Origin of the sequence: Aquimarina sp. AU119 (assembly GCF_900312735.1) — a bacterium.
GTDB lineage: Bacteria > Bacteroidota > Bacteroidia > Flavobacteriales > Flavobacteriaceae > Aquimarina > Aquimarina algiphila.
Window position 1 is genome coordinate 255,384 of the sequence record NZ_OMPF01000001.1, and the last position, 25,416, is coordinate 280,799.

Annotated in this window: 16 protein-coding genes; 10 read left to right on the plus strand and 6 right to left on the minus strand. The window is 33.8% G+C overall.

Going from position 1 to position 25,416, the window contains the following annotated elements; genetic code table 11:
* Positions 1-5: 5 nt before the first annotated feature.
* From DK442_RS01030 to DK442_RS01055, 6 genes are all read left to right on the plus strand, one after another.
* Positions 6-2,783, plus strand: coding sequence for a CHAT domain-containing protein (locus tag DK442_RS01030; protein ID WP_160114001.1), 2,778 nt, complete (start codon positions 6-8; stop codon positions 2,781-2,783).
* A 204-nt stretch (positions 2,784-2,987) separates the two neighbouring features.
* Positions 2,988-3,770: a DUF2490 domain-containing protein gene (locus DK442_RS01035; protein WP_109433984.1), complete on the plus strand. Its 783-nt coding sequence runs from the start codon at positions 2,988-2,990 to the stop codon at positions 3,768-3,770.
* A gap of 43 nt (positions 3,771-3,813) precedes the next feature.
* Positions 3,814-4,857, plus strand: coding sequence for a hypothetical protein (locus tag DK442_RS01040; protein WP_109433985.1), 1,044 nt, complete (start codon positions 3,814-3,816; stop codon positions 4,855-4,857).
* 30 nt (positions 4,858-4,887) lie between these two features.
* Positions 4,888-5,349, plus strand: coding sequence for a hypothetical protein (locus DK442_RS01045; RefSeq protein ID WP_109433986.1), 462 nt, complete (start codon positions 4,888-4,890; stop codon positions 5,347-5,349).
* Positions 5,346-6,680: a DCC1-like thiol-disulfide oxidoreductase family protein gene (locus DK442_RS28570; RefSeq protein WP_235010878.1), complete on the plus strand. Its 1,335-nt coding sequence runs from the start codon at positions 5,346-5,348 to the stop codon at positions 6,678-6,680. The genes DK442_RS01045 and DK442_RS28570 overlap by 4 nt, the downstream gene beginning before the upstream one ends.
* Positions 6,681-6,799: 119 nt before the next feature.
* Positions 6,800-8,473, plus strand: coding sequence for an ABC transporter ATP-binding protein (locus DK442_RS01055; RefSeq protein WP_109433987.1), 1,674 nt, complete (start codon positions 6,800-6,802; stop codon positions 8,471-8,473).
* A gap of 123 nt (positions 8,474-8,596) precedes the next feature.
* On the opposite strand, the gene DK442_RS01060 is transcribed toward DK442_RS01055, so the two are convergent.
* The 4 genes from DK442_RS01060 to DK442_RS01075 form a co-directional block, all read right to left on the minus strand.
* Positions 8,597-8,851 carry a hexameric tyrosine-coordinated heme protein gene (locus tag DK442_RS01060; RefSeq protein WP_235010880.1) on the minus strand — a complete coding sequence of 85 codons (255 nt, stop codon included), beginning with the start codon at positions 8,849-8,851 and terminating at the stop codon, positions 8,597-8,599.
* A gap of 83 nt (positions 8,852-8,934) precedes the next feature.
* The gene (locus DK442_RS01065) at positions 8,935-9,777 is read right to left on the minus strand and encodes an AraC family transcriptional regulator (RefSeq protein WP_109433988.1); all 843 of its coding nucleotides are present in this window, start codon (positions 9,775-9,777) and stop codon (positions 8,935-8,937) included.
* Between the two features lie 117 nt (positions 9,778-9,894).
* Positions 9,895-11,400 carry an aminotransferase class V-fold PLP-dependent enzyme gene (locus DK442_RS01070; protein ID WP_109433989.1) on the minus strand — a complete coding sequence of 502 codons (1,506 nt, stop codon included), beginning with the start codon at positions 11,398-11,400 and terminating at the stop codon, positions 9,895-9,897.
* A 192-nt stretch (positions 11,401-11,592) separates the two neighbouring features.
* Positions 11,593-12,321: a helix-turn-helix domain-containing protein gene (locus DK442_RS01075; protein ID WP_109433990.1), complete on the minus strand. Its 729-nt coding sequence runs from the start codon at positions 12,319-12,321 to the stop codon at positions 11,593-11,595.
* 335 nt (positions 12,322-12,656) lie between these two features.
* On the opposite strand from DK442_RS01075, the gene DK442_RS01080 reads away from it, so the two are divergent.
* The 4 genes from DK442_RS01080 to DK442_RS01095 all read left to right on the plus strand — a co-directional run bounded on the left by DK442_RS01080 (position 12,657) and on the right by DK442_RS01095 (position 16,307).
* Complete coding sequence (locus DK442_RS01080) at positions 12,657-12,929, plus strand: type I-E CRISPR-associated protein Cse2/CasB (RefSeq protein ID WP_109433991.1); 273 nt, start codon at positions 12,657-12,659, stop codon at positions 12,927-12,929.
* Between the two features lie 267 nt (positions 12,930-13,196).
* A complete protein-coding gene (locus DK442_RS01085; protein WP_109433992.1) occupies positions 13,197-13,697 on the plus strand; it encodes a hypothetical protein in 501 nt (166 codons plus the stop codon).
* Positions 13,698-13,822: 125 nt separating this feature from the next.
* A complete protein-coding gene (locus DK442_RS01090; RefSeq protein ID WP_109433993.1) occupies positions 13,823-15,568 on the plus strand; it encodes an ATP-binding protein in 1,746 nt (581 codons plus the stop codon).
* Complete coding sequence (locus DK442_RS01095; RefSeq protein ID WP_109433994.1) at positions 15,561-16,307, plus strand: LytTR family DNA-binding domain-containing protein; 747 nt, start codon at positions 15,561-15,563, stop codon at positions 16,305-16,307. The genes DK442_RS01090 and DK442_RS01095 overlap by 8 nt, the downstream gene beginning before the upstream one ends.
* Before the next feature lie 120 nt (positions 16,308-16,427).
* Here DK442_RS01095 and DK442_RS01100 read toward each other — a convergent pair whose 3' ends face one another.
* Positions 16,428-17,129: a hypothetical protein gene (locus DK442_RS01100; RefSeq protein WP_109433995.1), complete on the minus strand. Its 702-nt coding sequence runs from the start codon at positions 17,127-17,129 to the stop codon at positions 16,428-16,430.
* Between the two features lie 63 nt (positions 17,130-17,192).
* The gene (locus tag DK442_RS01105; protein ID WP_109433996.1) at positions 17,193-24,647 is read right to left on the minus strand and encodes an MBG domain-containing protein; all 7,455 of its coding nucleotides are present in this window, start codon (positions 24,645-24,647) and stop codon (positions 17,193-17,195) included.
* Positions 24,648-25,416 lie beyond the last annotated feature (769 nt).

A 25,416-nucleotide genomic window follows, 5' to 3' on the forward strand; every position in this document is an offset into this window, starting at 1 on the left:
TGTCTATGGCAACTGTGCAAAATGATGATTTTTTTAATAAACACTATCAAGAAATTAATCAGAATATCAAACAGAAGCGTTATGAAGATAATCTACAATTGATTGAGAACCTAGTAAAACAAAAAGGTTACAAAATGTTGGATTGTTATTACAAAGGAAAGATATCGCACAAAATTGGTGTATCTTATTATCTTCTCAATAGAGAATCAGAAGCGATAGCTTATTTTAAGGAAGAAGTCTTAAATACTTGGGAAAATTGTGCTAAGGTTCCTCCTTCAGAAAGAGCTAATACTATATACAATATTGGGGTTTCTTACCAATATCTTAATGATATAGAAACAGCTAAATTATATCTAGATGAAGCTCTTTACATTTTTGAAAACGACACACTTTATTCTAGCTATAAATTAGCAAATAAATATCATGGTATTGGTAAATTTTATAAGAATAAAAATGATCTTTTTCGTGCTGAATTATATTTTAAAAATGCAATAAACCTGTATAAACAACAAGATAACACTAAAGCTAAGCAATTTGAGGTCTTTAATAATCTTATTGCTATGAGCAAGGAGTTCAAAGAATATGAAAAGGCTAAAAAGTATATTGATGAAGCTTTATCTATTCATGAAAACTTTCCCGAAACAATTCCAAAACTTAATTTAGCCTGGGTATATCTAAATGCCGGAACAACCCATCTAGAGCTCAAGGAATATAAAACCGCAAAACAAATGGCGCAAAAGGGCTTAAACTTATTAACTAATGAAAATAAACCCTATTACTTTGCAATCGGCCTCGAATTAATGGCAATGATATATTTAGAAGAAGAAAAATTTAATCTTGCCGAAAAAAACCTCATGAGATCATTAGATATCAGAAATACTATGATTGAAAAAGGAGAAAGCAAATTGTCAATAGTTCATGCCTATGAAAATCTTAGCGATATATTTATTAGAAAAGGAGATATAGAAAAAGGGAATCATAATCTAAATAAAGCCTTTGACATATTAGTTCCTAATGCGAGTTTTGACAAAGAACACTTACCTATTATAAAAACATCTAAATCACTAGATAACAAACATTTAATACGACTAATTGAATTAAAAATAAAAATATTTAAAGCTAAATATAAAAGATCAAAAGATATAAAATTTCTTAAACAAGCTTTGAGTACCCAACATAAGATTGATTCGGTAATTAATAGAAGCTTGGTTTCTTTTCAATTTGAACAATCCAAATTAGATTTTTTAAACCTGAAATTTGAACATTATGGCAAGGCTATTGAAGATGCTTTGGAACTACATCGAATTACCGGAGATCCTTTTTATCTTAAAGAAGCGTATTATTTTTCCTCCAAAACTAAAGCAATAGTTTTGCAATACGAACTGAATCAAGCAGACGCATTTCAATCCAATGTTTCTCCAGAAATAGTGAAGCATGAACAAGATTTACGTGCAGAAATGCATGCCCAACAAGTATTACTTTCTGAAGCCACGGATGATAAAGATTCTCTTTTACAAGTGTATACCAAAGCTCAATATGCATTAGATAGTTATCTTAAAGAAATTGAACAAAAAGAGCCCACCTATTTTAAAGAGAAATATACTTTTATCCGGCCTCCAAAACTGAAAGATATACAAGGGGATTTACCAAGCAATATGGCGGTAGTAGAATACTTTCTTTCTGAAAACAATATCTATAGTTTTTGGTTAACCAAAAATGATTTTTTTTCAATTACTACTCCTTATGATCCAACTATTATAAAAGCGCTGGATAACTTTATTACACAATGCCACGATCCAAAGTCAGAAGTATCAGAAAAGCTTTCTCAACTCATATTCGAGAGATGTCTCAAAAAAGGCATTAAAAAGATTGGAAAAGACATAAAACGTCTATGTATAATTCCTGACGGCCAGTTACACAAACTCTCTTTTGAAGCACTAATCGATAGCGATAACAAGACTAAAAAATATTTAATTGAAGATTACACGATCTCCTATTCCTATTCGGTAGCTTTACTATTTCGAAAACAAAATTCGTCATTTCTGGAGAGTTATATCGGTTTTAGTTCAAGATATAGTGGTCAACTCAATCAAAAATTAAAAGCCCGTAAACGTTTTTTTGGAAGTGAAAACCTGATGCAACTTGTTCTTTCTGATGAAGAAATAAAAAGAGGAGCAGCTATTTTTGATGGAGAAATGTATATTGATAATGAAGCTTCATTAGAAAATTTTTTAAAACATAGTTCTGATGCAGATATTATTCATCTTTCCCTGCATGGCTTAGTCGATTTGGATGATCCAGGTAGATCTTGTATACTCTTTGATGACAACCAGAAAGAATTTATTCTTTCTGCCCAAAATCTATATGGAAATCGGTTAAATGCAGATTTGGTACTTCTTAGTACTTGTCATTCTGCAAGCGGAAAAATATACAGTGGAGAAGGAGTTCAAGGAATGAGTAAATCATTTTTATTAGGAGGTGCTCACAACATTATGTCTAGTTTATGGAATGCTACAGAAGCAAGTTCTATAGCCATCACTACATCTTTTTTAGAAAACATACATGACGGTTTACCTAAAGACCTTGCATTACATCAATCCAAACTGGATTATCTTTCCAGAACAGAGCCAAACAAAAAACACCCTTATTATTGGGCTAATTTTATTTTATTGGGTGAAATTGACAAAACCAAAGAGTCCATAAGTCCAACTATTTGGATAGTAATAGTGGGGTTATTTGTACTTTTCTTTTTCATATGGCACTATTCAAAACGATTAAAATAAGTATCAAAATTATGTTTTCACAGTCCTCCTCTTCTCTTTTTTAGACGTTTCTAAAAAAAAAATAAAAATAGTCTGTCACACTATTACCCTTTCTCTCTTATAAGGGTAACATATCAACAAAGTATTAACTCATTAGATATTACTACTGTGACTAAACTAAAAATAATAACTATACTCTTCTTCTATTTTTTCGTTACCGCGACCATGGGACAAGAAGATCTTAAGGTATGGACTGGACATAGTGCTCAGGCAAAACTTACCAAAGAATGGAGGCTTAACGTTGGTCAATTATTATTATTTAGCCAAGAACCATTCGAATTGGCCTCTCTGCAAAATAGTGCCAATATTTCCTACAGATTGAATAAGAGAATTCGGTTTGGAGTAGGCTACCTTAGATCGTCTGACCCTTCTGACCCTGATCAGGAAGCCAGAAATAGAATTACAGGTCGTTTTAGGTTAGATCTAAAATTAGGCAAATTTCGTATTGCAAATAGCCTTAGAGGAGAATGGCATTTCCCCGAACGAAGTAAATTCGAATACCGCTTACGTTATGGATTTCGAGTTCATCGTGGTAATTGGGGTTTACCTTTTAAAACCACTCCGTTTATTACAAATGAATTTCATTATTACTTATCCGGAAGACCTCTACAATATAGAGATGAATTAGGAGAAAAAGTAGTTAAACAATCTCCTAACGGCCTTCATGCTCATAGAATCACTTTAGGGGTTCGTTTTAGACCTTTTAAAAGAGCAAATGCTAGTCTAAGTTATATGAGGCAAACAGAATTCAATATCGGTAATAAATATCGGGAAATTAATGTAACAGATCCAAGAAACGGTAAAATCCGTAGAGCATTTAACCATTTTTCTGTTGTGATGTTTCGATTTTCTTATCAACTCGATTTAAGAAAAAAATCATCATCGACATCCGTAGGAAGTCATTTCTCCAAAATCAATGCTTTACAAACAACACTAGCCTCTAAATAAATTTAAACACTAATTAGATATTAATTTTTAACCAATATGTATTATGAAAACAATCAAAAAATCTAACATCTGTAAAAATATTGTCAATTATAAAATTGACCAAACCATTGTCAAAAACCATCAACCAATAGCTGGAGATGTGGCGATATTTGAAGTCATTAGTATTGGCTCTTTAAATGCAATTCAAGATTTTGAAGGAAGAAACTGTTATATTTTCGAAGGAGACAAAATAATGCTGGCATTTGGCAATCGTTATGCTAGCAATCAATTCGAAGGATATGTTCCCGAAGGATATCATCAAGAATATGATCTTTTAGGTAAAGGCGGTGTAGCCGGCACCGTAACCTCTATGTTTTACAAATTAGAACTTAAAGGTCCTACTAAACTAAAATTAGTTGGATATGTTACCCAACAGCATGGCAAAGTAATAAATACTATTTATCATCATAGAAAACCAGTAAAGTTCAATGCCAAAAAAATAAGAAACTTTAAAACTATCTTATCTATAGGTTCTAGTATGGATAGTGGTAAAACTACTACTGCAGCATACCTTTGTAGAGGATTAAAGTCCTCTGGATATCAAGTAGCATATATAAAACTTACCGGAACTGTTTTTAATAAAGACAGAATGTTAGCGTATGATTGTGGTGCAGATATTGTTAGTGATTTTTCAGAATTTGGTTTTCCTTCTACGTATCTCTGTTCTACTACTATCATAATGGATTTATATGAAGGATTATTATCCGATGTCTCACAAGCAGATCCAGATTATGTGGTCATTGAAATAGCCGATGGATTGTATCAACAAGAAACCAAAGCACTATTAAACCATTCATTATTTACAGAAACCATTGATCATGTTATTTTATCCTGTTGTGATAGTCTAGCAATACATAGTGGTATACAGATGTTATCTCCAATTTTTAATGACCGTTTATTTGCTTTAGCAGGCCTGTTTACTGGCAGTCCTCTTCTAGTCGCTGAGGTCCAGAGTCAATTTTCAACTCCTGTTCTTTCACTTAGTAAATTAGTACAATCTGACATATTGATTGATCTGTTATCACAGGATGTGAATGTTGCTGTATAAAAGAATAATTCATCAAAAAAACTCTTCACCATGAAATATTCTCAAAAACAAGCCATGTGGGTAAGTATATTAATTATTGCTTTGATTTTATCACCTGTTGCAGAAAACTGGGCTAGTAAACCAAAAGACAATTTTCCTTTATCGTATTATCCAATGTTTTCTAAAAAAAGAAAAGCGACCTATGGTTTATATTATTTTGTAGGGTATGATACTACTCAAAAACGACATAAGATCTCTTACAAAATTGCAGGAACAGGAGGTTTTAATCAAGTTCGAAGGCAAATAAGAAAAGCGGCTCGATCAGATAGAGCTCAGGCATTCACACAAAAAGTTGCAGAAAAAATCGCCAATAAAAAGGGGTATCCTTATTCCAATTTAGTGCGAATTGAATTAGTTAAAGGATATTATCATTTAGAGAATTATTTTCTAAAAAAAGATACACTCCCTGTTCATGAAAGAAAAGTGGCTTTTTATAAAATTGAAAAACCATGAATAAGTATTTAAAAATCATACGAGATCACTGGTTTATGACCGTGACTCCACAACGTCTTGCTCTATTACGTATTGCCACAGGCTTATTTAGCTTATGGTATTTACTTTCTCGTTTTGATATGCTTCAGAAGATGGGTAAAAATTTAGAAGCTTTTGATCCTATCGGAGTATTAAGTTGGATGAAACACCCTATATCTCCAGAATTATTCTGGTGGATAAGTATAGGAGTAATCCTTTTGAACATACTCTATATCATTGGCTGGAAATTTAAAAGTACCGGTCCTGCATTTGCTATTGTGGCCCTATTATACTTTACCTATCGTAACTCCTGGTCCATGATTTATCACAATAGAAATGCTCTCATTCTACATATTATAATATTAGGATTAGTAGCATCTGCTGATGCATGGTCATGGGATTCCTGGAAACGAACGAAAAAGGGTTTTAAAATCCCCAAAGCCCATTGGCAATATGGTTGGCCAATTCAGCTCATTTGTGCAGTGACTGTTGGTTCATATTTTCTTTCAGGTATTGCTAAGCTTGCTGGTGATCTTGCGCTAGAATGGGCTAATGGAAGTGCTATGCGTTCGCAAGTAGCTGTAGATGCAATACGCAAAGAAATGTTAGGCTCAGAAAGCGCCCCCCTTTTCGACTTTTTATTTGAGCACACCTGGTTATTTCTAGGAATGGGTATTTTGACCTTTGTCCTAGAGCTGGGAGCACCACTGGCTTTGGTGAAAAGGAGATGGGGTATGGCTTGGGCCGCCTTAACCTGGATGATGCATTGGGGTATCTTTTTTATCATGGGCATAAGTTTTCGCTATCAAATGAGTGGATTGATCTTCCTATCATTCTTTGATCTGGAAAAACTATGGAACCCTTCCAGAAAAGAAAAAGTCAGTGAATATGCTAAAAAAGAGACAAATAATGGAGTTTCAAAACCCGTTATTCTCTTTGACGGAGTATGTAATTTATGCAACGGATGGGTTAAATTCATTCTAAAAAGAGAAAAAAACCAGCAATATCTCTTTGCTTCATTACAATCAGAAACTGCTAATAAACTACTAGTTGATAACAATATACCCCAAAACCTATCATCCATCATTCTTATAGAAAATAACACTATTTATCATAAGAGTGATGCGGTGTTGCGTATCTGCAGAAACCTCAATTCACCATGGCATTTAGGAAGCTTTTTTGGGGTCATCCCCAAAATACTTAGAGATTTCATATACGATATTATTGCCGCCAACAGATATCGATGGTTTGGCAAACAGCAAAAATGTGAGCTACCACAAACAGATCAAAAGATGAGATTTCTGGAATTATGAATAAAAATTCAAGTGGCGGGTCAAAAAACAACTCTGAAAAGAGATTTAGAGTGTCCTTTTCAGGGTTTGGCCTTCCGCTTATTTATTTTCTTAAAAAAGAACCTATTTAAATTCATACTATGTTAAGCAATAAATGGAGTATTATCAAAAATTTTGGGCGTAAGAATATAACATTAGTAATCTTCGCTTTTCTTATGGGGCTTTGCTATAATATCCTTACAATTATGATCCCAATCAGTATTGGAAAATTTTATGAACTTAGTTTTGGTTTTTCTTCACATCGTTTGGCCGCTTTCAAGTTCATTCCTTTTATGGATGCTCCTGACTTTAGCTCTTTTCTTGTCTTTTTCTTTTCATTAGTCTTGTTACGATTAGTATTCGAATACTTTAATCGATATGGCATTGCTCTTGTCGGAGAACGTTTTACCAAACGATTAAGAGAGCAGCTTTTTATCAATCAATTACAGCTAACAATGGGAGTATATGATAATAAAGGGATTGGCAAATACCTATTGAGGTATAGCGGAGACCTTAAGAGCATTCAAAATTATATGAGAAATGGATTAATCAGGTTTTTACAAGATGTATTCTTATTACTCATTGTAGTCATTGCCATTGGTTATTTTGATGTGTATTTGGCGTTGATTATTGCTGGATGTATATTCATTTCCTCTATACTGCTTTGGCTCATTAACAAAGCGTTATATGAGGTTTCTCTTGACAGACGAAATAGTCGTTCTGGAATGCTAACTTTTGTTAACACCAGATTGAGAGGGATCTTAACCTTAAAAGCTTTTAATAAATATCAGCCCGAGGAAAAGCGATATCAAAAAAGATCAGATCATCTTTATACTATAGGAAAACGTTATGCCAAAATTGTATCATTGCTACAAGCTATCATCCCTGCCATTACCTATGCTATGTTAGGAATTATTATGTTATATGTATTTATATCTGCAAAAAACCCTGATAAAATTCTGAGTGGATCCTCATTATTAGTACTTATATTACTGATCATTTCTATACTTCCTGTATTGAGAAGAAGTTTAAGAGTAAGCATCGTCTGGAAATTAGGAGAGATCTCTTTTTCTAAGCTTATAGATATCTTTAGCTTACCAAAGGAAAACCAATTACCATTTGCACACTTAGTGCTTAATCAAGAAGAAATTGTCTTTAAAGATGTTTATTTTGGCTATCCTAATGCTTCAAAACCCGTATTTAAGAATTTTGGCTTATCGATCTCTGCAAAAAGCACTACACTCCTGCAAGGTAGATCAGGAACAGGAAAATCAACTTTCATTCGTCTAATACTAAAATTAATGTCACCATCTAAAGGAAGTATTTCTATTGGAAATCGTTGTTGCAGTGAATTATCTGAAAAGACGATTAGAAAAAACATCGCTATTGTATCTAAGGATTTTCCATTATATGGTAAAGATGTATATGAAGCTGTTGTTTACAATAGAAAGGATCGTAGCAAAGAAAAAGCCGAACTCTTACTAGAACACCTTCAGCAACACGAAGACAAGCAAAATCAATTACAACTAGAAAGTAAAATAGGAGACCTTGGAGCTAACCTAACCTCTGGCCAACAAAAAATACTTATGTACTGTAGGGCTCTGCTCACAAAAAAACCTATTCTTATTCTTGAAGAGCCATTAAAAGAATTGAATATAAAAACTCAACAATTAATACTTCAATTATTAAAAAGCATCCAAGATCAAACCACACTTATTTTATTAGATGACCATGAGGTAAAAGGGTTTACTATTGATAAAGTACATTACTTATAATCTGTTTTTGAACGTAGTATTTATTCAAACCAAAAGCTTCACATTATTATGAGGTTTTTGGTTTTTTGAAGTTAGTATCTAAACAGTAATAATTACTTAAAATCATTTTTCATTTCTAAAATACTACCTCCAATATCCATTGGCAGCAGAAATAGTTTGAAAGTTCAATGCTATAACATGAGAAGCTGCTGTAAGTCCAGAAGCACTATTTGCATAATCTGTGCGCAATCGTTTTAATACTTCTATATCTGGTTGAGTTGATTTTACTCCCATTCTAGAAAGTTGTATAGCCAACTCGTATCCTTCTTGCGGGCTTTCTGTAATCAGACTTTTTAACCATATTTCTTTTTGTTCCATATCTAGATTATTTGGTTTCATAACTATTTATGTTTTAAGTTTTAAACAAAAATAGATCAGTACTCCTATTAGAAATAAGGAGTATATAACCAAAACATGGACAATTAAACCAACCTATTGTTTTTCAATTGTTTCCTAAACTCTTTTGGGGAAACTCCGCAATGCTTCTTAAAAACTCTACTAAAATAAAGAGGGTCATTAAAACCGGTTTCATAAGCAATATCTTTAACAGGACTATTGGTTAAGAACAGCTTATTTTTTGCGATTGCAATTCTTTTTAGATTTAGAATAGTAATAAAACTATTTTGAAAATATTTTTTACATAATCGATTAAAAGTAGTTAATGAAATCTCTAGCTCTTTTACATAAAATTCTGGAGAAGACTCCGTAACAAAATTATTTTCTATTAGCTTTTCGATTTGGTGATGTACATTATCTTTGGAGGGAAGTTCTTTCTCTTGTTTTCCTTTTTTAATTCTAACGGCATTAATCAAAAATATTTTTAACTGACTTGATACCATGTCTAACTGCCCTATTTCTTTCTTTAGTAGTTCATTTTTTATGAAGACATGAAAATCAAATAACTTATTAAATTCTTCTTTAGCGCATCGCAACAAAAAATCATTAAAAAAATTATTGAATAACAATCCTTGACAACCAATATCTTTAGCATGAATATCTATACAAAAGAAATCAGGATGAAATTGAACAAAAGTTCCTTCAAAAACCCCTTCTAAGGATAGTTTCTGATATGGATAATAAAATAAGATATAGTGATCCTTTATTTCAATTTGTTGCTGATCAATAACTAATACTCCTTTTGCTTTGGTAAAGAAGAAGACTCCATAAAAATTAGGTCTTTCAAATACAGAAAAAAAAGAGTTTTTAGAAAGAGAAGTTATTGTTAATACTTTTTCCTTTTTCTTATTGAATAAAACATACTCCATTATCTATTAAAAATATAACTTTTGTAGTTCATATATATGAAACTAACCATCAATCACAGCAATTCATTTGAAGTTATCTTTTCAAATTGAAATCGGTATAAAAATATACCTCTTAGATCATATGGTAAACCACTCTTTTATTTCTTTCAAGATATTATCATCCCCAACTCCCTCTACTTCAAATTCATTGGTTTTAGGGTTGTATGTATACGATGCACTCCAATCGTCTATATTGTCTACAATTTTATGTATCGCATTACATGTATAAATTAGTTGTTCATCTGTCAATGTTGGATGTAATGACAATCGCACCCATCCTGGTTTATTTGTCAGGTTATTATTTAATAGATCCTGGATCATCTCTTTTGAAGAATCAGTTTCAATATTAAATAAATGATGTCCATATGTGCTGGCACAGGACCATCCTCCTCGCACCTGTATCCCAAAACGATCATTTAACAAACGAACAATCAAATTATAGTGGATGTTTTCTACTCCGAAAGAGACACAACCAATTCGTTTTTTATTGGTATTTCCCAAAACATATAGACCTGGAATCTCTTTTAACTTCTCAAAGCATAGTGCTAATAGCTCCTCTTCCCTTTGAGCAATTTCTTTCACTCCCATTTTTTCTTTCAACCGAATTGCCAATGCAGTTCTCATAACTTGTAGAAACCCTGGTGTACCTCCATCTTCTTTGGTTTCTATGTCATCATAATATCCATATTCTCCCCAGGGATTTGTCCATTTTACATTTCCTCCACCAGGAACATCAGGGCAATTAGTATTATACAATGCTTTATTAAACACTAAAACACCACAAGTACCTGGTCCTCCCAAAAACTTATGAGGAGAAAATAAAATTGCATCTAACTGTTCTTCTGGATCCTTGGGATGCATATCGATCTGCACATAAGGAGCTGAAGCCGCAAAATCTATAATACATAAGCCATTATGTTGATGCATCACTTTGGCTAACGTATGATATGGTGTTATAATTCCTGTTACATTTGATGAAGCCGTAAATGCTCCAATTTTTATAGGTCTTTCTTTATATTTCTCAACTTCTATTTCAAGACGATTAGGGCAAACCAAATTATTTTCATCACAAGGTACAATGACCACATCTGCTATAGTTTCCATCCAGGGAACATGATTAGAATGATGTTCCATATGTGTAATAAAAACAACCGGACGTTCATTTTCTGGAATATTGATTTTATCTTTTACTACATCTGGCCATCGCAAACCCATGATACGTTGTAATCTTGACAATACTCCTGTCATCCCCGTACCTGCCGTTACAAGGATATCATTTTTATTTGCATTTACATGCTCCTTTATGATTTGACGTGCATGCTTATAGGCATATGTAGAGGCTTTACCTGTTTCACTCGAAAAAGAATGTGTATTAGCTACCATTGGACCAATCGTATCGCGCATTATATCTTCTATCGGGCCATATAATCTTCCACTAGCAATCCAATCTGTATATAATAGTTTTTGATTCCCGTTTATAGAATCAAAGGAATGGTTATTCCCTATAATATATTTTTCAAACTGTTGAAAGTGAACCGCCATTGTAGAAGGTTCTTGTTTTTTACAATCACTATCTAATTTCATAAAAAGAAGAGTTTAATTTTTTCTTTTATTCTAAAAGCACAAAGTTATTTTATCAAAACAACATCCTGTTTTTATATTTTCACTAATAATTAATGCAAATAAAACAGTATTTAATAAAAAATAGAGGGTTTCTTAGTTTATTTTAACGATTCTTTATTTTGAGAGTTAAATCTCTTCAGGGAAAATGTATAGCTATCTTCTGCTTTTGTTTCTTCTTACATCAACCACATTAAAAATCTTGGCAATATCTTTTATATGTACTTTACTATCTTCATAATATTCATTTAGGGAATGGAGTGTAAGTACTCCTTCTTCTACATTATGATCTGTAATTCTCTTTAAAAGTATCCCTTCTGTCTTATGAACAATTACAAAATCCCATTTATTAATATGTAATTTACTCATCCAAAAGTCTTGCCGTACATCTCTACAGAGAATAAGATCACCCTCAAGGTAACTTTCATAGCTTGCATTATCCATCGAATCTCCTTTCACCTCAAAAAACACATAATTACCTTTATATTCTCTATCTGCCAAATATGGTATTTTTGGTAATTCTTCTACATAACTTTCATCTTCAAATCCTCCCAAATATCCAGCATACGCATATTGATTCACCAAAGGAATCATCATAACATTAACGTTCTCTGGTACTTTTTGAGCGATATCTTTATTTGGCCCAATCTTTTCAAGAAATTGAGCAGCCTTAGCATCGAGTTCAATATTTTGAACAAAAGAAAGCAGCTCTAAGGAAGAAACCTGTAAAACTTCTGAAATTTTTAAGAATGCTTCTAAGGTAATAGGAGTTTTTCCTTTCAAATAATTAAATAGCGTTCCTTTCTTTATTCCTGTCTCTTCAATTAAATCTTTTATTTGCTTGCCCTTTTTATCGGCTAACTCCTTGATTTTATGTAATTCCATAGTAAAAATAAAAATTCAAAATCTAAACTTTGATAAAATACAAATGTGTTAAAGTTCAAAATATTAATTATTTAAATTTTACAAGTTTAATATTTTGAACTATATTTGTATTCCTAACGCTAAAATATACAAAAAAATGAACACTGACAACATTCTCATCCTTTCCATGCAATATCTATATTATATAACCACTTCGGCATTTTACACCTATAGGTTATATAAAATCTTAAACTCTCAGTCTAAAAAATAATAATAACTCACAACGTACCCATAGACATCGTCATATCATATAAATACAATCAAAAGTCATTACTAACAACAAAGGGATAAACTATATGAATATTATTATTAAACATGTCGAAATTATAGAACGAATTGATCAATTTATTAGACTACAGGCTACAGGTTCCCCAGAAGAATTAGCATCTCGTCTACGAATTTCCAGAACAAAATTGTACCGCATCATTGATATCATGAAAAAATTAAATGCTCCTATTGAATATGATATAAGTATACAAAGTTATGTCTATGCCGAAGATGTAGGATTTAGATTTGGTTTTTACTCAAAAAAGAAAAACATCAATAGATTAAATTCTAGTGTCTCATGAGGCCAATTATTGTTTGTATATATTGGAAAAAACAATTAGAATTTTGGATGAATTAAAAAAATTTAAACCTTTTCTATGTCCTATACTGCATTTTCACCATTTCATACCTATAATCTCTGGTCTTATTCCTTTTTTTTCGAAATCATGAGGTTATTCTGTTTCCTTTGTAGTGTTACTGTTAGTCAGGTAACGGTAATTAAGAAGAATCTATTTGATTATTAAATGTAGTACTTAACGAAATAAATATTAACCCTAAAATAAATTATTATGTGCGCTCAAACAATACAAAGAATTTGTACTCCAATAACTCCACCAGGAACAATAATTAATCCAGAGAACCCTAAAATAAAAGCAACTCCATTACTGTGCGGGAATGAAAAATTCACATTCTCTTTAGGCTCTCCATCCCGAGAACAATTACCTCCATTGATTAAAGCAGTTTATACTAATACAGGAGGCGTTGCGATAGAAGCAATGGTTTTTATAGATTCTTCAATTCCTGTTACAAATTTTTCTGTTTATCAAAACTATACCACTTGTAGTACCGGAGCACCTCAATTGACTTTGTACATATGCCCTTTCCTTGCCGATGGTAATCCTCCAGCTAACCCAGAAACTGATTCTTATAATCTTTATCCATTAAACTTAGGATTAAAAATACAAACCCCTAATGGGCAATTAATTAGAAGTATACAAATTTTCTTATGGAATGAGGACCCAGAAACTTCAAGAGGCACAGTAACTACTGTCCCTCCTCCTACAGAATAAAAAGAAAATTGAATACAACATATCAAAAAGCGTTGGGGGGCGGTTTTTGAACCAGAAGCAGAGGATACTATATCCTCTGCTTTTTTTATACTCCAAAATTAACTAAATTGCTCATAAATTAGTATATGGGTATTAAGACTAAAGCAATATTCTTCCCTCTATTTCTTACCATTTCTACGTTGCTTTTTTCTCAACAAAAAACAAATACAAGTCTTTTTGAAAAAGAAATCAAAAAAAGGAGTACTCAATTTAGTGACAAACCAAATTTTAACAAAGCGCAATCCTTCTACTTAGCAAAGGAATGGGACTCTACTTTGGTGTATACCATGAAACAGTTAAATGTCACTACAAATACTGAAGAACTTAAGAATTATTGTCACCTTTTTAGAGGACATAGCTTCTTCCAAAAAAAGACATTAAAAGAAGCAAAAAGAGAATTATCGATGGTCTCTAAAACATTCTATTTCTACAATCGGGTAAAGATGATTTTAGGGACAATCGCATTAGAACAAAGCAAATTTAAAGACGCCACACACTATTTTAAAGAGATCGAACACCTAAGTACTTATGAACTTTATGGTATCAAAAAAAGTAACATCGAACATAATTTAGGTATTTGTTATTTACACCTTAAAGAATTTGATGCCGCAGAACCATACCTAATTAAAAGTCTAAAATTACAAGAAGAACAAAAAGACACTTTAGGATTAATAGGGACTTATGGTAATATTGCCAGTTTATATTATGAGCAATATAAAGACCAACAGGCGATTCCTTATTTTGAAAAAGCATATCGCCTTTCTAAAACAACTACCGATTATACGGCTAAGCAAAATACAGCACGTAATATGGCTGTGGTCGAAGAAAATCGTAAAAACCTCTCTCAATCTCTTGTCTATAGAAAAGAATATGAAAAATGGAGAGATTCATTAAACGACCAAAATAAAATTTGGGAGGTAGCAGAACTCGAAAAACAATTTGCTGTCAAACAAAAACAGAAAGAGGTACAGGTCCTACAAGCAGAAAATAAAATAAAAATAGCCGAGAGAAACGGGTTCTTGTATTCTGCTATAGTATTATTAGTCGTATTAGCAGCAGGGGTTTATTTTTATAGGGAAAAAGTAAAAACCAATGCTATTATCACCAAACAAAAAGAGACTCTAGATGAGCTAAATGCTACAAAAGACAAACTCTTTTCTATTGTGAGTCATGATTTACGCTCTTCTGTACATGCATTAAAAACAAGTAATACAAAATTAGTAGACAATCTAGAAAATAAGAACCTGGAAGTATTAGATGGCTTATTACAAAACAACAGTGCTATTGTAAATGGAGCCTATAATTTACTCGACAATTTATTGCATTGGGCCTTATTACAGACGCAACAATCATATTTTGAGATCACATCTATACGTCTATTTTTTATCGTAGAACAAATTGCCTATAACTACAAACCTTTAATGCTAGAGAAAAATATAGATTTTAAGAATAAAGTATCAAAAAGTGATATGGTTTATGCCGATCAGGAATCTTTAAAAATTATTTTAAGAAATCTAATAGACAATGCCATTAAATTTTCTAATCCTGATGGGGAAATTAAAATCTATTCCAGAAATACAGATGATATCTATTGCGAATTAATAGTAGAAGACTCAGGAGTAGGTATGAATGAAAACACTCGTTTAGATTTGCTTAAAGATTCTGTTTTGCTTTCTAAAAAAGAAAATGAAAATATTATTGGAACAGGTTTAGGTTTGCAATTATGTAAATCAATGATTAAAAAAAACAAAGGGAAATTTTCTGTTAAAAGTGAATTAGGAAAAGGTACAAAAATGATCGTATCTTTACCTAAAACGCCTCCTAATGGATAATGTAAACATACTTATTATAGAGGATACTCCCGAAGAAAGTGATACTTTATCAAACGTACTCCTGGCTAATAACTACAATATTGTAGGTGTCGCCAGAAGTTTAAAGGAGGCACTGACCATGTTTTACAATGCTAAAGTAGACATTGCGATTGTAGATGTTTTTCTAGATGGTACTCCAGATGGAATTACTTTTGCCGAAACTATTAATATTGTACCTGATGCACGAAGACCATTTGTGTTTTTAACCAGTTCTACAGATCGTCAAATCTTTGAAAGAGCAAAACTTACACAGCCTTTTAGCTATCTTATAAAACCATTTAATGAACTAGAAATTTTATATGCTATTGAAATGGCCGTAGAAAAGTTTTATGGACAAACTGATGTGTTTCTAAGCGAAGAAGAAGATACTGTAATAAGTACTGAATATTTATTCATAAAAAAAGGAAAAGCTTTAAAAAAAGTATTTCTCTCTGATATTATATATATCGAAGTAGAAGAAAAATACTGTAACATCATTACCGAAAAAGAGAAGTTTGTGATTCTAATATCACTCACAAAAATTTTAGAATTACTGGACAATTCAGATTTCTGTAGAACACACAGAAATTATATTGTTAATATAGAAAAGATAACAGAAATAATTCCTGGTGACAATCTTATTTTATTGTCAGGAAACCACAAAGCTACATTAAGTGATACGTATAAAAATATTATAAAAAAGGTACGTACACTCAAATAGAAGTGGTTTAAACCTTTCTGATTCTAACTAAAAAGATCTAAACCACATCCTTATATGAATTTAACAAATGAGCCTAAATAGGCTACTTTTTTATTTAGGCATTGCATTTATTCTATATATCTACATATTATTTCTTCTAAAACTCCAAACTCGGCCAATCGCAACTCCTTGTTTATCATCTTTGACCACAACTCTCCAATAATATGTGGTATTTGGAGATCCATTTACGTCTAATGCGGATACAGAGATATCCTGAGCTAATAATACCGGCGGATTTGTAGTTCCAAAATATACATCAAACAACAATGGATCATCATCAGTATCCGTAGCATCCCAATCCAACGTTATGATATTTCCTGATACTTCTTCTCCTGGTTTAGGAGATATTACTGAAGGTGAAAAAGGAACATGATTAACTCCTGCATCGGGTTCTGTAAAAAATGCCTGAATCACAGAATACTCACTTTCACTCTGCTTACTATCAATGGCTTTTACTCTCCAGTAATAGGTGTTTCCTTTTTCCAGATTAAATGCCCTGGTAGTCTCTGAAGTAGTTATAGAAAACAAAATATTTTCGAATGTATCATTTGTAGCAATATCTATTTGATAAGCAATAGCATCTCCATTAGCGTCTGATGAGGCTTCCCAATCAAATCCAAGCTTAAAATTAGTACACACTTGGTTATTAGCTGGAAAGATTAAATTTGGTATGGTAGGATTTTCATTTACAGGCTCAGGTTTTGGAGCTTCATCTACAAATTCTTCACGGCTACATGAAAGTAGTACACATAAACTGAGTAGTATAATATATATTTTTCTCATTGTATTTATTTTTAAATAATAATGCTCTCCTATTTTTTAACAGGAGAGCGTATTCTATTCTACTTATTCTTTTATGATTTTAAATGTTTTTGCAGTCCCTTCCTTAAGTGTTACAAAGTATATCCCTGCCGGTAAATTTTCCATTGGAAGTACAGCCTTGCTTCCCGTTATAGAATATCTTCCTACAGATACATTTACTCCAAGCGCATTATAAATCTCTACCGTTATTGCATCACTACCTGTGTCAGGAAACGTAAGTGTTACACCTGCTCTGGTAGGATTAGGATATGCAGTAACATCTGCAAATGCATCAATAGTTTTAGATAATTTACCTTCACACTCCCGACTAGAAGAAACCTCAACAGTATCTCCACTTTGGGCCTCTATCATAAAGCGATTAGCATTATATTCTCCTATAATAGCATTATTAACTTTAACAGTAAAAGGAGCTGTTCCTGTCGCTATCTCAACAAATACTTCTTTTGCACTATTGCCATTCGAGTTTATCGTCGTCTTACCGTTTAATACCGGCGCTTCTTCTATAACTAATTCAAAACATTGCTCACAATTGGTAAATCCAGCTATAGCAACACATACAGGATAAGTTCCTGGGGCTAAATCTGTCACAGTAAGATCAGATGTAAAATTATAGGTTTGACTGTTTATCGCTGCTATATAGTTCTGAGCTTGACCAGCATTTATGGTAATAATTCCATTATTTTTATCGGTACAGGTTTCGCTAGAAGCTTGTACTTGTATATTATCAGCAGGAAGGCTCGCCAATGGACATGCTTCTACTACAGTTAAGTTTTGCATAACATCTATGGCTGCATTCCAATTGGCATCTCCGGTTTGCGACGCTGTAATCGTTGTGGTTCCTATACCTAACACAGAGATCGTATTTCCTGTAACTGTTGCCACCACTGGATTAGAACTTGTATAGGTCACTCCCAATCCAGAAGTTGCCGTTGCATTTAAGCTAAAGGTAGAAGCTTCAACACTTACATCACCTAAAGATGCAAAAGTAATTGTCTGATCTCCCTTATTCACAGTTAAAATCTGTTGAACATCTATTGCATCTGCATAAGTCCCATTACCCGCTTGAGATGCCGTAATAGTTGTAGATCCTGCCCCTATTATAGTTACTATATTTCCAGATATGGTAGCTACTGCTGTATTAGAACTTACATATGTTACAGGGTTTCCTGATGCACCACTTGTAGCCGTTAATACAAAATCAGCATCTCCAAAAGTACGATCAGATAACGCTCCAAAAGTAATCGCTTGTGGTATTAAATTAGTAATCGTTAAGTTACCCGGTACAAAAGTCAGGTTGTAATTACTCCCAACACTTAATGTCCCCTGATTAATACCATAGTTCCCCAGGGTTTCTCCAGCTACTCGTGTAAGATTTCCAGTTACCGCATCAGAGAATTGTAAAGTACCCGATGTAATTTGATACGTTAAGACAGGATCTGTAGATCCTATAACTTTGGTAAGGTCATCTGCCGTGATCTCGACAGCTCTTTGACCAATTGTAAAATCATTACTAATATAAGTCAATGTATAATTTCTACCTGCACTTAAGCTTCCTTGAGCAATAGTATAGTTTCCTACAGTTTCCCCGGTTACACGGGCTAAACTTCCCGTAAAGGCATCGCTAAACTGTAAAGCACCATTAGTAATTTGATAACTTAATGCTGGGTCTGTATCTCCGTACACTTTGGCTTGCGCATCTGCAGTTACCTCTATAGAACGAGCTGTAATGTCTAGGCTTACGGATCCTCCATTAGTAAATGTTATCGAGTAAGAAGACTCTCCTCCGTTGTTGGATGTAAACCGAGCAGATAAGCCTCTTATCTGATATCTTCCTATATTTTCACCTGGAGATCTAAATGTTCCGTAGGTTTCTAAGGTGTCATCAAATGCTAAAGACCCTTGTGTTATAATATATGGCCAGGTTAAATCTGGGTCTGCATCTCCATAGGTTTTTGAAATAGGAGCGACAGGAATTACTCTTATAAAACGATAATTAATAAATAAATTACCAGGTACAAAAGTTAAATCATAATTGGCTCCCAAAGACAATGTTCCCTGGTTAATGGCATAATTTCCTTGTGCTTGTCCAGCTATTCTATCTAGAGCTCCTGTAAAGGTATCACTACCGGCTAAACTTCCGGAGGTAATTGCATATGTAAATGCAGGATCTGCATCTCCATAAATTTTGGTTTTACCATCAGCAGTAACCTCTATAGCTCTTGTTGTTATTTCAAGATCATTTGAAACCAGCGATATTGCATAATTAGGATTTATTCCTAAAGTTCCTTGATTAATTGCGTAGGTTCCTACATTTTCTCCTGCTGCTCTTTCTAAGACCCCTATAATTGCGTCACTACCCATTAAGTTTCCAGCAGTAATTTGATAAGTTAAGACAGGATCTGCATCTCCATAGATTTTGCTCTTGGCATCAGCGGTGATTTCAATTGCTCTTTGATTAATAGTTAAGTTATTGCTTACATAAGTCAACGTATAATTTGCATTTAAAGCTACGCTTCCTTGATTAATTGCATAGGCTCCTACATTTTCTCCTGCTACCCTAATTAAATTTCCTGTAAAGGCATCACTACCTACTAAACTTCCTGAAGTGATTTGATATGTTAATGCTGGATCTACATCACCAAATACTTTGGTTTTAGCATCTGCAGCAATTTCAACGGCTCTTTCCCCAATAGTAAGATTATTACTCACATAACTTAAGGCATAGTTGGGATTTAATGCTAATGTACCTTGATTGATGACATAATCGCCAACATCTTCTCCATCTACTCTTGAAAGACTTCCCGTAAAGATATCGCTTCCAACAAGCGTTCCAGAGGTAATTTGATACGTAAGTGCAGGATCAGTATCCCCATATTGCTTATTCAAAGCATCGGCAGTAATTTCTATGGTTCTTGAACCGATGGTGAGATCATCGGATATATAAGATATATTGTAGTTAGGACCGACCGTTAAAGTTCCTTGCTCAATAGCATAGGTCCCCACATTTTCTCCTGTTACACGAGATAAACTTCCTGCAAATGCATCACTAAACTGTAGCGCACCCGCAGTAATTTGATAGGTGAAAGTTGGGTCAGGATCTCCAAAAACTTTGGTCTTTGGGTCGGCTGTAACTTCAATAACTCTTTGAGTAATTCCTAAAGTACTTGGGTTAAAAATTATAGTATAATTGACTCCTAAAGTTAGTGTACCTTGATTTATTCTATAGTTTCCAACATCTTCTCCCGCAACACGAATAAGCTCACCACTAAACATATCTCCATTAAGTACATTACCTGCTACGATACTATGTGTTAATGTTGGATCAGTTTCACCATACACTTTAGTTTTAAAATCAGCAGCTAGTAGTATAGGTCTAGCCGTAATCCCTAAATTACTTTCTACAAATGAAATACTATAATTGGAATTATTTAGTGCTCCTTGATTTATAGCATAGGTCCCTATATCTTCACCTATTGCTCTTTCTACGCTTCCTACTAAGACATCACTACCTAATAAACTTCCATTAGTAATTTGGTATGTAAATGCCGGATCTGCTTCTCCGTATACTTTACTTTTAGCATCGGCAGTAACTTCAATAGCTCTTGTATTTATAGTAAAGTCATAAGTATCATTTCCTTGATACGTTGGGTCTGCTGCATCTATGGCTACTGTTATAGTATAGTCTCCAGCATTTGTAGGTGGTACTGTAGTTGGCCCATATGTGTTTCCGTCGTAATCTTCTCCATCATACGAGATGGTATAGACTGGAGTAGGAGTAATAACAACATCATTACTATCTGTAATACTTACAATATTGACTCCTTGTGGTGTCCCATTATAGGTTAAATTTCCAGAACCAAAATTAAAGGTTACGTACTCTTTATCAAAGATGGTTAATGTTGCACTTGCACTCCCATAGAAATTGGCATCAGCTGTATCTACATAGGCAAATACTTTGTACTCTCCAGTATTCCTTGGCGGTGTAGTAGTCTTATTATAATTAGTTCCATTAATTCCTTCATAAGTTATGTTTATGGTAGGCGTTGGTGTTGCAGCTACTCCTGGACTCGTTTCAATACTACTTACTGTAACAGGTTTTTGAGTATTATCAAATTGTTGCGTAAGATTTGCAAGAGTTATAGTTACCTCTGAATTATCGGTAATAACTAAGGTTCCTGCCGAATAGGAAACATTATGATTTCCTGTTTCGGATGCGTAAACTGATACCGGATAACTTCCTATTTCTATAGGTGCTGCTTCACTAAAATAAGCTCCGATTCTATATGATATTCTTAAAGGAATATTTTCTCCGGATAATCCTGTTGCGGTAGCTTCAAAAGTTTTAGGACTACCATCATATACTTTTGTTTGCGGCGTATCTGGAGTAATAGCGATATATCTTTGATTAATAGTAAAGTTACCCGTTACAGATCCAAAATAATTAGGATCGGCTGAATCTACAGATGCTATTACCGTATAATTACCTGCATTTGTTGGCGGCGTTGCTGATGGGGCATATGAGTTTCCTAATATATCATTTCCTGCATAAAATAAATTTACTGTTGGTGAAACAGGACTTCCATCAGAAGTTAATACAACACTAGAAATATCTACGGCACTTCTTGGATTAGCAGTATAAATAGTTGCATATAAATCAAATCGATCTAACGTAATGGTTACTTGTTCTTTACTAGTAATGGTAAAGGTTCCTGTGTTTGTTTGAATAGTATAATTATTAGTAACTGAAATATCTTCTCCTTCACCAAATGGATCTGGATCTGGTGCTACTATACAAACTCCAGGAGGACAAGTACTTAAACGATCAAAACTAGCAGGGGCCTGAGCAGTTGGATCTAGAGAAATAACATACGTCCCTTCCGTTTCTCCTGGTACTCTTGTGAAAGGTGCCCATATTTTATGACCTAGGGCTAAAGCACCACTAGTTATTGCAGAAGTTAGCGTTGGATCTGCACTTCCTATTGCTTTTATAATATCGTTTGGTGTAATTTCAACACTAAGACTACTACCCGAACTTGTTACAGAGATTAGAGTACTTCCTACAGCTACATTATAATTGGTATCATTAGGAATGAATCTCGTATAAATTGTTGTAGGGAAACCACTGCCGTATGGTAAGGTGGTGACTCCTTCTGTGATTCTTCCTGAAAAACTATTTATAAAAGAATTATAAAAGGTATAATATTCAAAAGTACCTGGTACATTGGCTGTCGCATTTAAGTAAGAAGCATCAATAGGTATACCTTCGCCAATTGTTGCTGGTGCATTCCAAGTGATTACTGGGGTAGCTTTTGTGATCGTTAAACTATAGTCCTTTGAAATAGCTTGGTAAATACCATCTGCTACTACCGAAACTCTTAAAGTTGTACTACCTACTGCTCCTGGAGTAAAATCACTTCCAACCAAAGTTGCCCCTGTAGTATCATTTATTAAACTATAAGAAATGGCTCCTGTACTAGTGGTTGTCGAACTTAGTGCAGTAGCAGGATCATTATATGTTAATGTAGGCGATGTAAAATTCAACCCTAAAGAAGACTGCGAAAAGGTATATCCTGTTTGCTGATATACTGGTGTACCGTTACAATCTTTATACGCATAAATCGTAAAGAAATATTGAGTTCCCTCTGATAGTCCTGTAATATTAAGATTTGGAGTAACCGAAGTTCCCGAATAGATAACTTGTTCTCCTCCGGCATACACCGTATTTCCTGTCAGAATAGCTACGCCAATAGCCAAAGGTGAAAAGCTATTTACAGTATTCATTTTAATTACATATCCGTCAGGTGCATTTACTGTCGCTGTTGGAGCCGTAAAAGAATTCAACTCCATAGAGCTTGTGTCAATATTATTTAGAACTGCACCTGATGCTAATGCTGAAGTTACACCACAAGTAGTTTGTTGACTGTAAATACCGGTTGGATAGAAATAATAAACACCATTACATATTTTATAATTGACTGCCGCATAATAGTAGGTAGTGTTTGGAGATAATCCTGTAGTTGTAACTCTAAACCCTGTAGCTGCGCCAGTATAAATAGCTGTTTGACCTGTTTTTCCTGAATAATCAGTACTTACGTTGGGTAAAGATGCTACTGGTAACGTAGTGGGTAATGTGAAATTATTTTCATCACTCATATAGATAATCTTACCATCAGCATTATTACCTCCGGTAAAATTTACAACGCCAATAGAGTTATGTAAATTGGTTGGTTCTGCATATAGATAAATACCTGCATTACTGTTTGGTGGTGAACAAACTGGTGTTATTGATGAGTTCACTCCTGTAGATTCAAAATAGTAATTTCCACCGCATAATTCTGCGGTATATACCTTAAAGAAATATTCTGTTCCAGTAGTCAACCCTGTTATTAACTCATTTGGAGTTGCAGAGTCACCTACATATACCACTTGCTCTCCTGCACCATATACTGCGTTTGCAGTTGGTAATGTTGTACCGTTTGCAGGCGCGGTAAAACTATTGGTTGTGTTCGCTTTTACAACATATCGTATAGATGCTCCAGTTGTTCCGGTAATAGAACTCACATAACTAGAGCTTTCATTGTTCGCTGCTAGGTTTAATGCTGTGGCAGTTGTTGGAGTTGCGCCACAAGTAGTAACCGTAAATACGTTACCTGCATTTAATTGTAAATTTCCTCCACAATCACTATAGTTAAACACCTTAACATAATATGTTGTATTTGCTGTTAGTCCTGAAATAGTAACATTGGGTGTAGTATAATTCCCCGTATAAACTGTTTGTTCTCCCGATCCTGAGTAAGCAACATTAGTAGCAGTAGTAGCAGTTGGATACGTATAACCAGAACTAGGGTCTGTAAAACTATTTACAGTATTTACTTTTATTAAAGAGATATTTGTACTTCCCGCAACACCGGTTATAGTAAAATCATTTTCGGTAGGGTTTGTTGATAATACTGTTGTTAAACCGGGAATATCGCACCTAGGGAAATGAGCCCTATAATTATAACCACCAGAAAGATTTCCTCCTGCTCTTACCAAATAGTATTCGTTTGCTGCGGTATAGCTCAATGTCATGGGTCTGTTCGATTGGTCAGTACCAGGATGTATTAGCGTATTAGACACTAATGGGCCATCATAGCTTCCGGTTCTTTTTTCTAGCCAAATCTGTGGCTGCGACGATCCACTATTGGATTGAATAGCCATTCCAATACTACCTAGTACAAAGGGAGACCTACCGATTTTCCAATAATCCTCGTCAGAATCAACGGCAGTACCACCGCTAAAAATAGTAGTCGTATTGGTGGTTGCAACAGTAAGTGTTTGTACACCACTATCATTAGTAAGGTTATTTGGTTCTGTTTCAGATGCAAAGTCAAATTGAGCGTAAGAAATAGTAGTAACCAAAAAACAAAAGGTCATAAAAAGAAGCTTTTGCGTGCTTCTTGTAATTCCTGAATTAGTTTTGGGTAAAAGAAGTTTCATAATAAGGGGGTTTATTAGTAATTGATTTTTTTATATAAAATGGCAGTAAGATCATCTGAGCAATTGCATGAATTGCACATACATTGCCTAGATCAAGATTTAATTACTTTGTTCGTTGTACTTATAAGAATTGGAAATAGACTCTACCATGAGCAGGTAGAAACTTTCTATAGAAGTCATTAAAGACTGTTACGCATATCAAAGGAGTAATTTTTTTCATGGTACTAGGGGCTTAGTTAATGTTACTATTAAATTTTTCAGCAATTTTAATAGTGCTGCTTATAGGTATTACAGTTAAGTTTTAGAATACCCTATTTTTAATTTGAATTTTTTTTGAATTTTTTTGAATTGCTATTAAGTAAGCATTTTTGGAAGTGAAAGAAATTCGGTTAAAAGAGTTCATGTTATATAGGTTTTATTGATTTGGGTTTTGGGATTGCTAAAATAGGTTAGGACTTACAGGTATAAGCAAAAATGAACCCCTACAAACACCCCTACAAAAGCCTATATTATTATTTTGACCATTAGCTGAACTGACTGATTAGCTTGCCCTTTGCAATGTGTTATTGAGAACACCTTCATGTTATTAGTGGTCCGCGCGCCGCTGGAGCCCCAATTTGTACCGCTGGTCGATAAAAGTAGTGCGCAGGAGGGTCACCTATCTGCGGGGGAGGATCACCTAATGCCGTTGATCGGTAAAAGTAGTGTATTGAAGCCTTACCGATGTGCAAGGGGGAGAGAGTTACCTAATCTTGCTGGTCGATAAAAC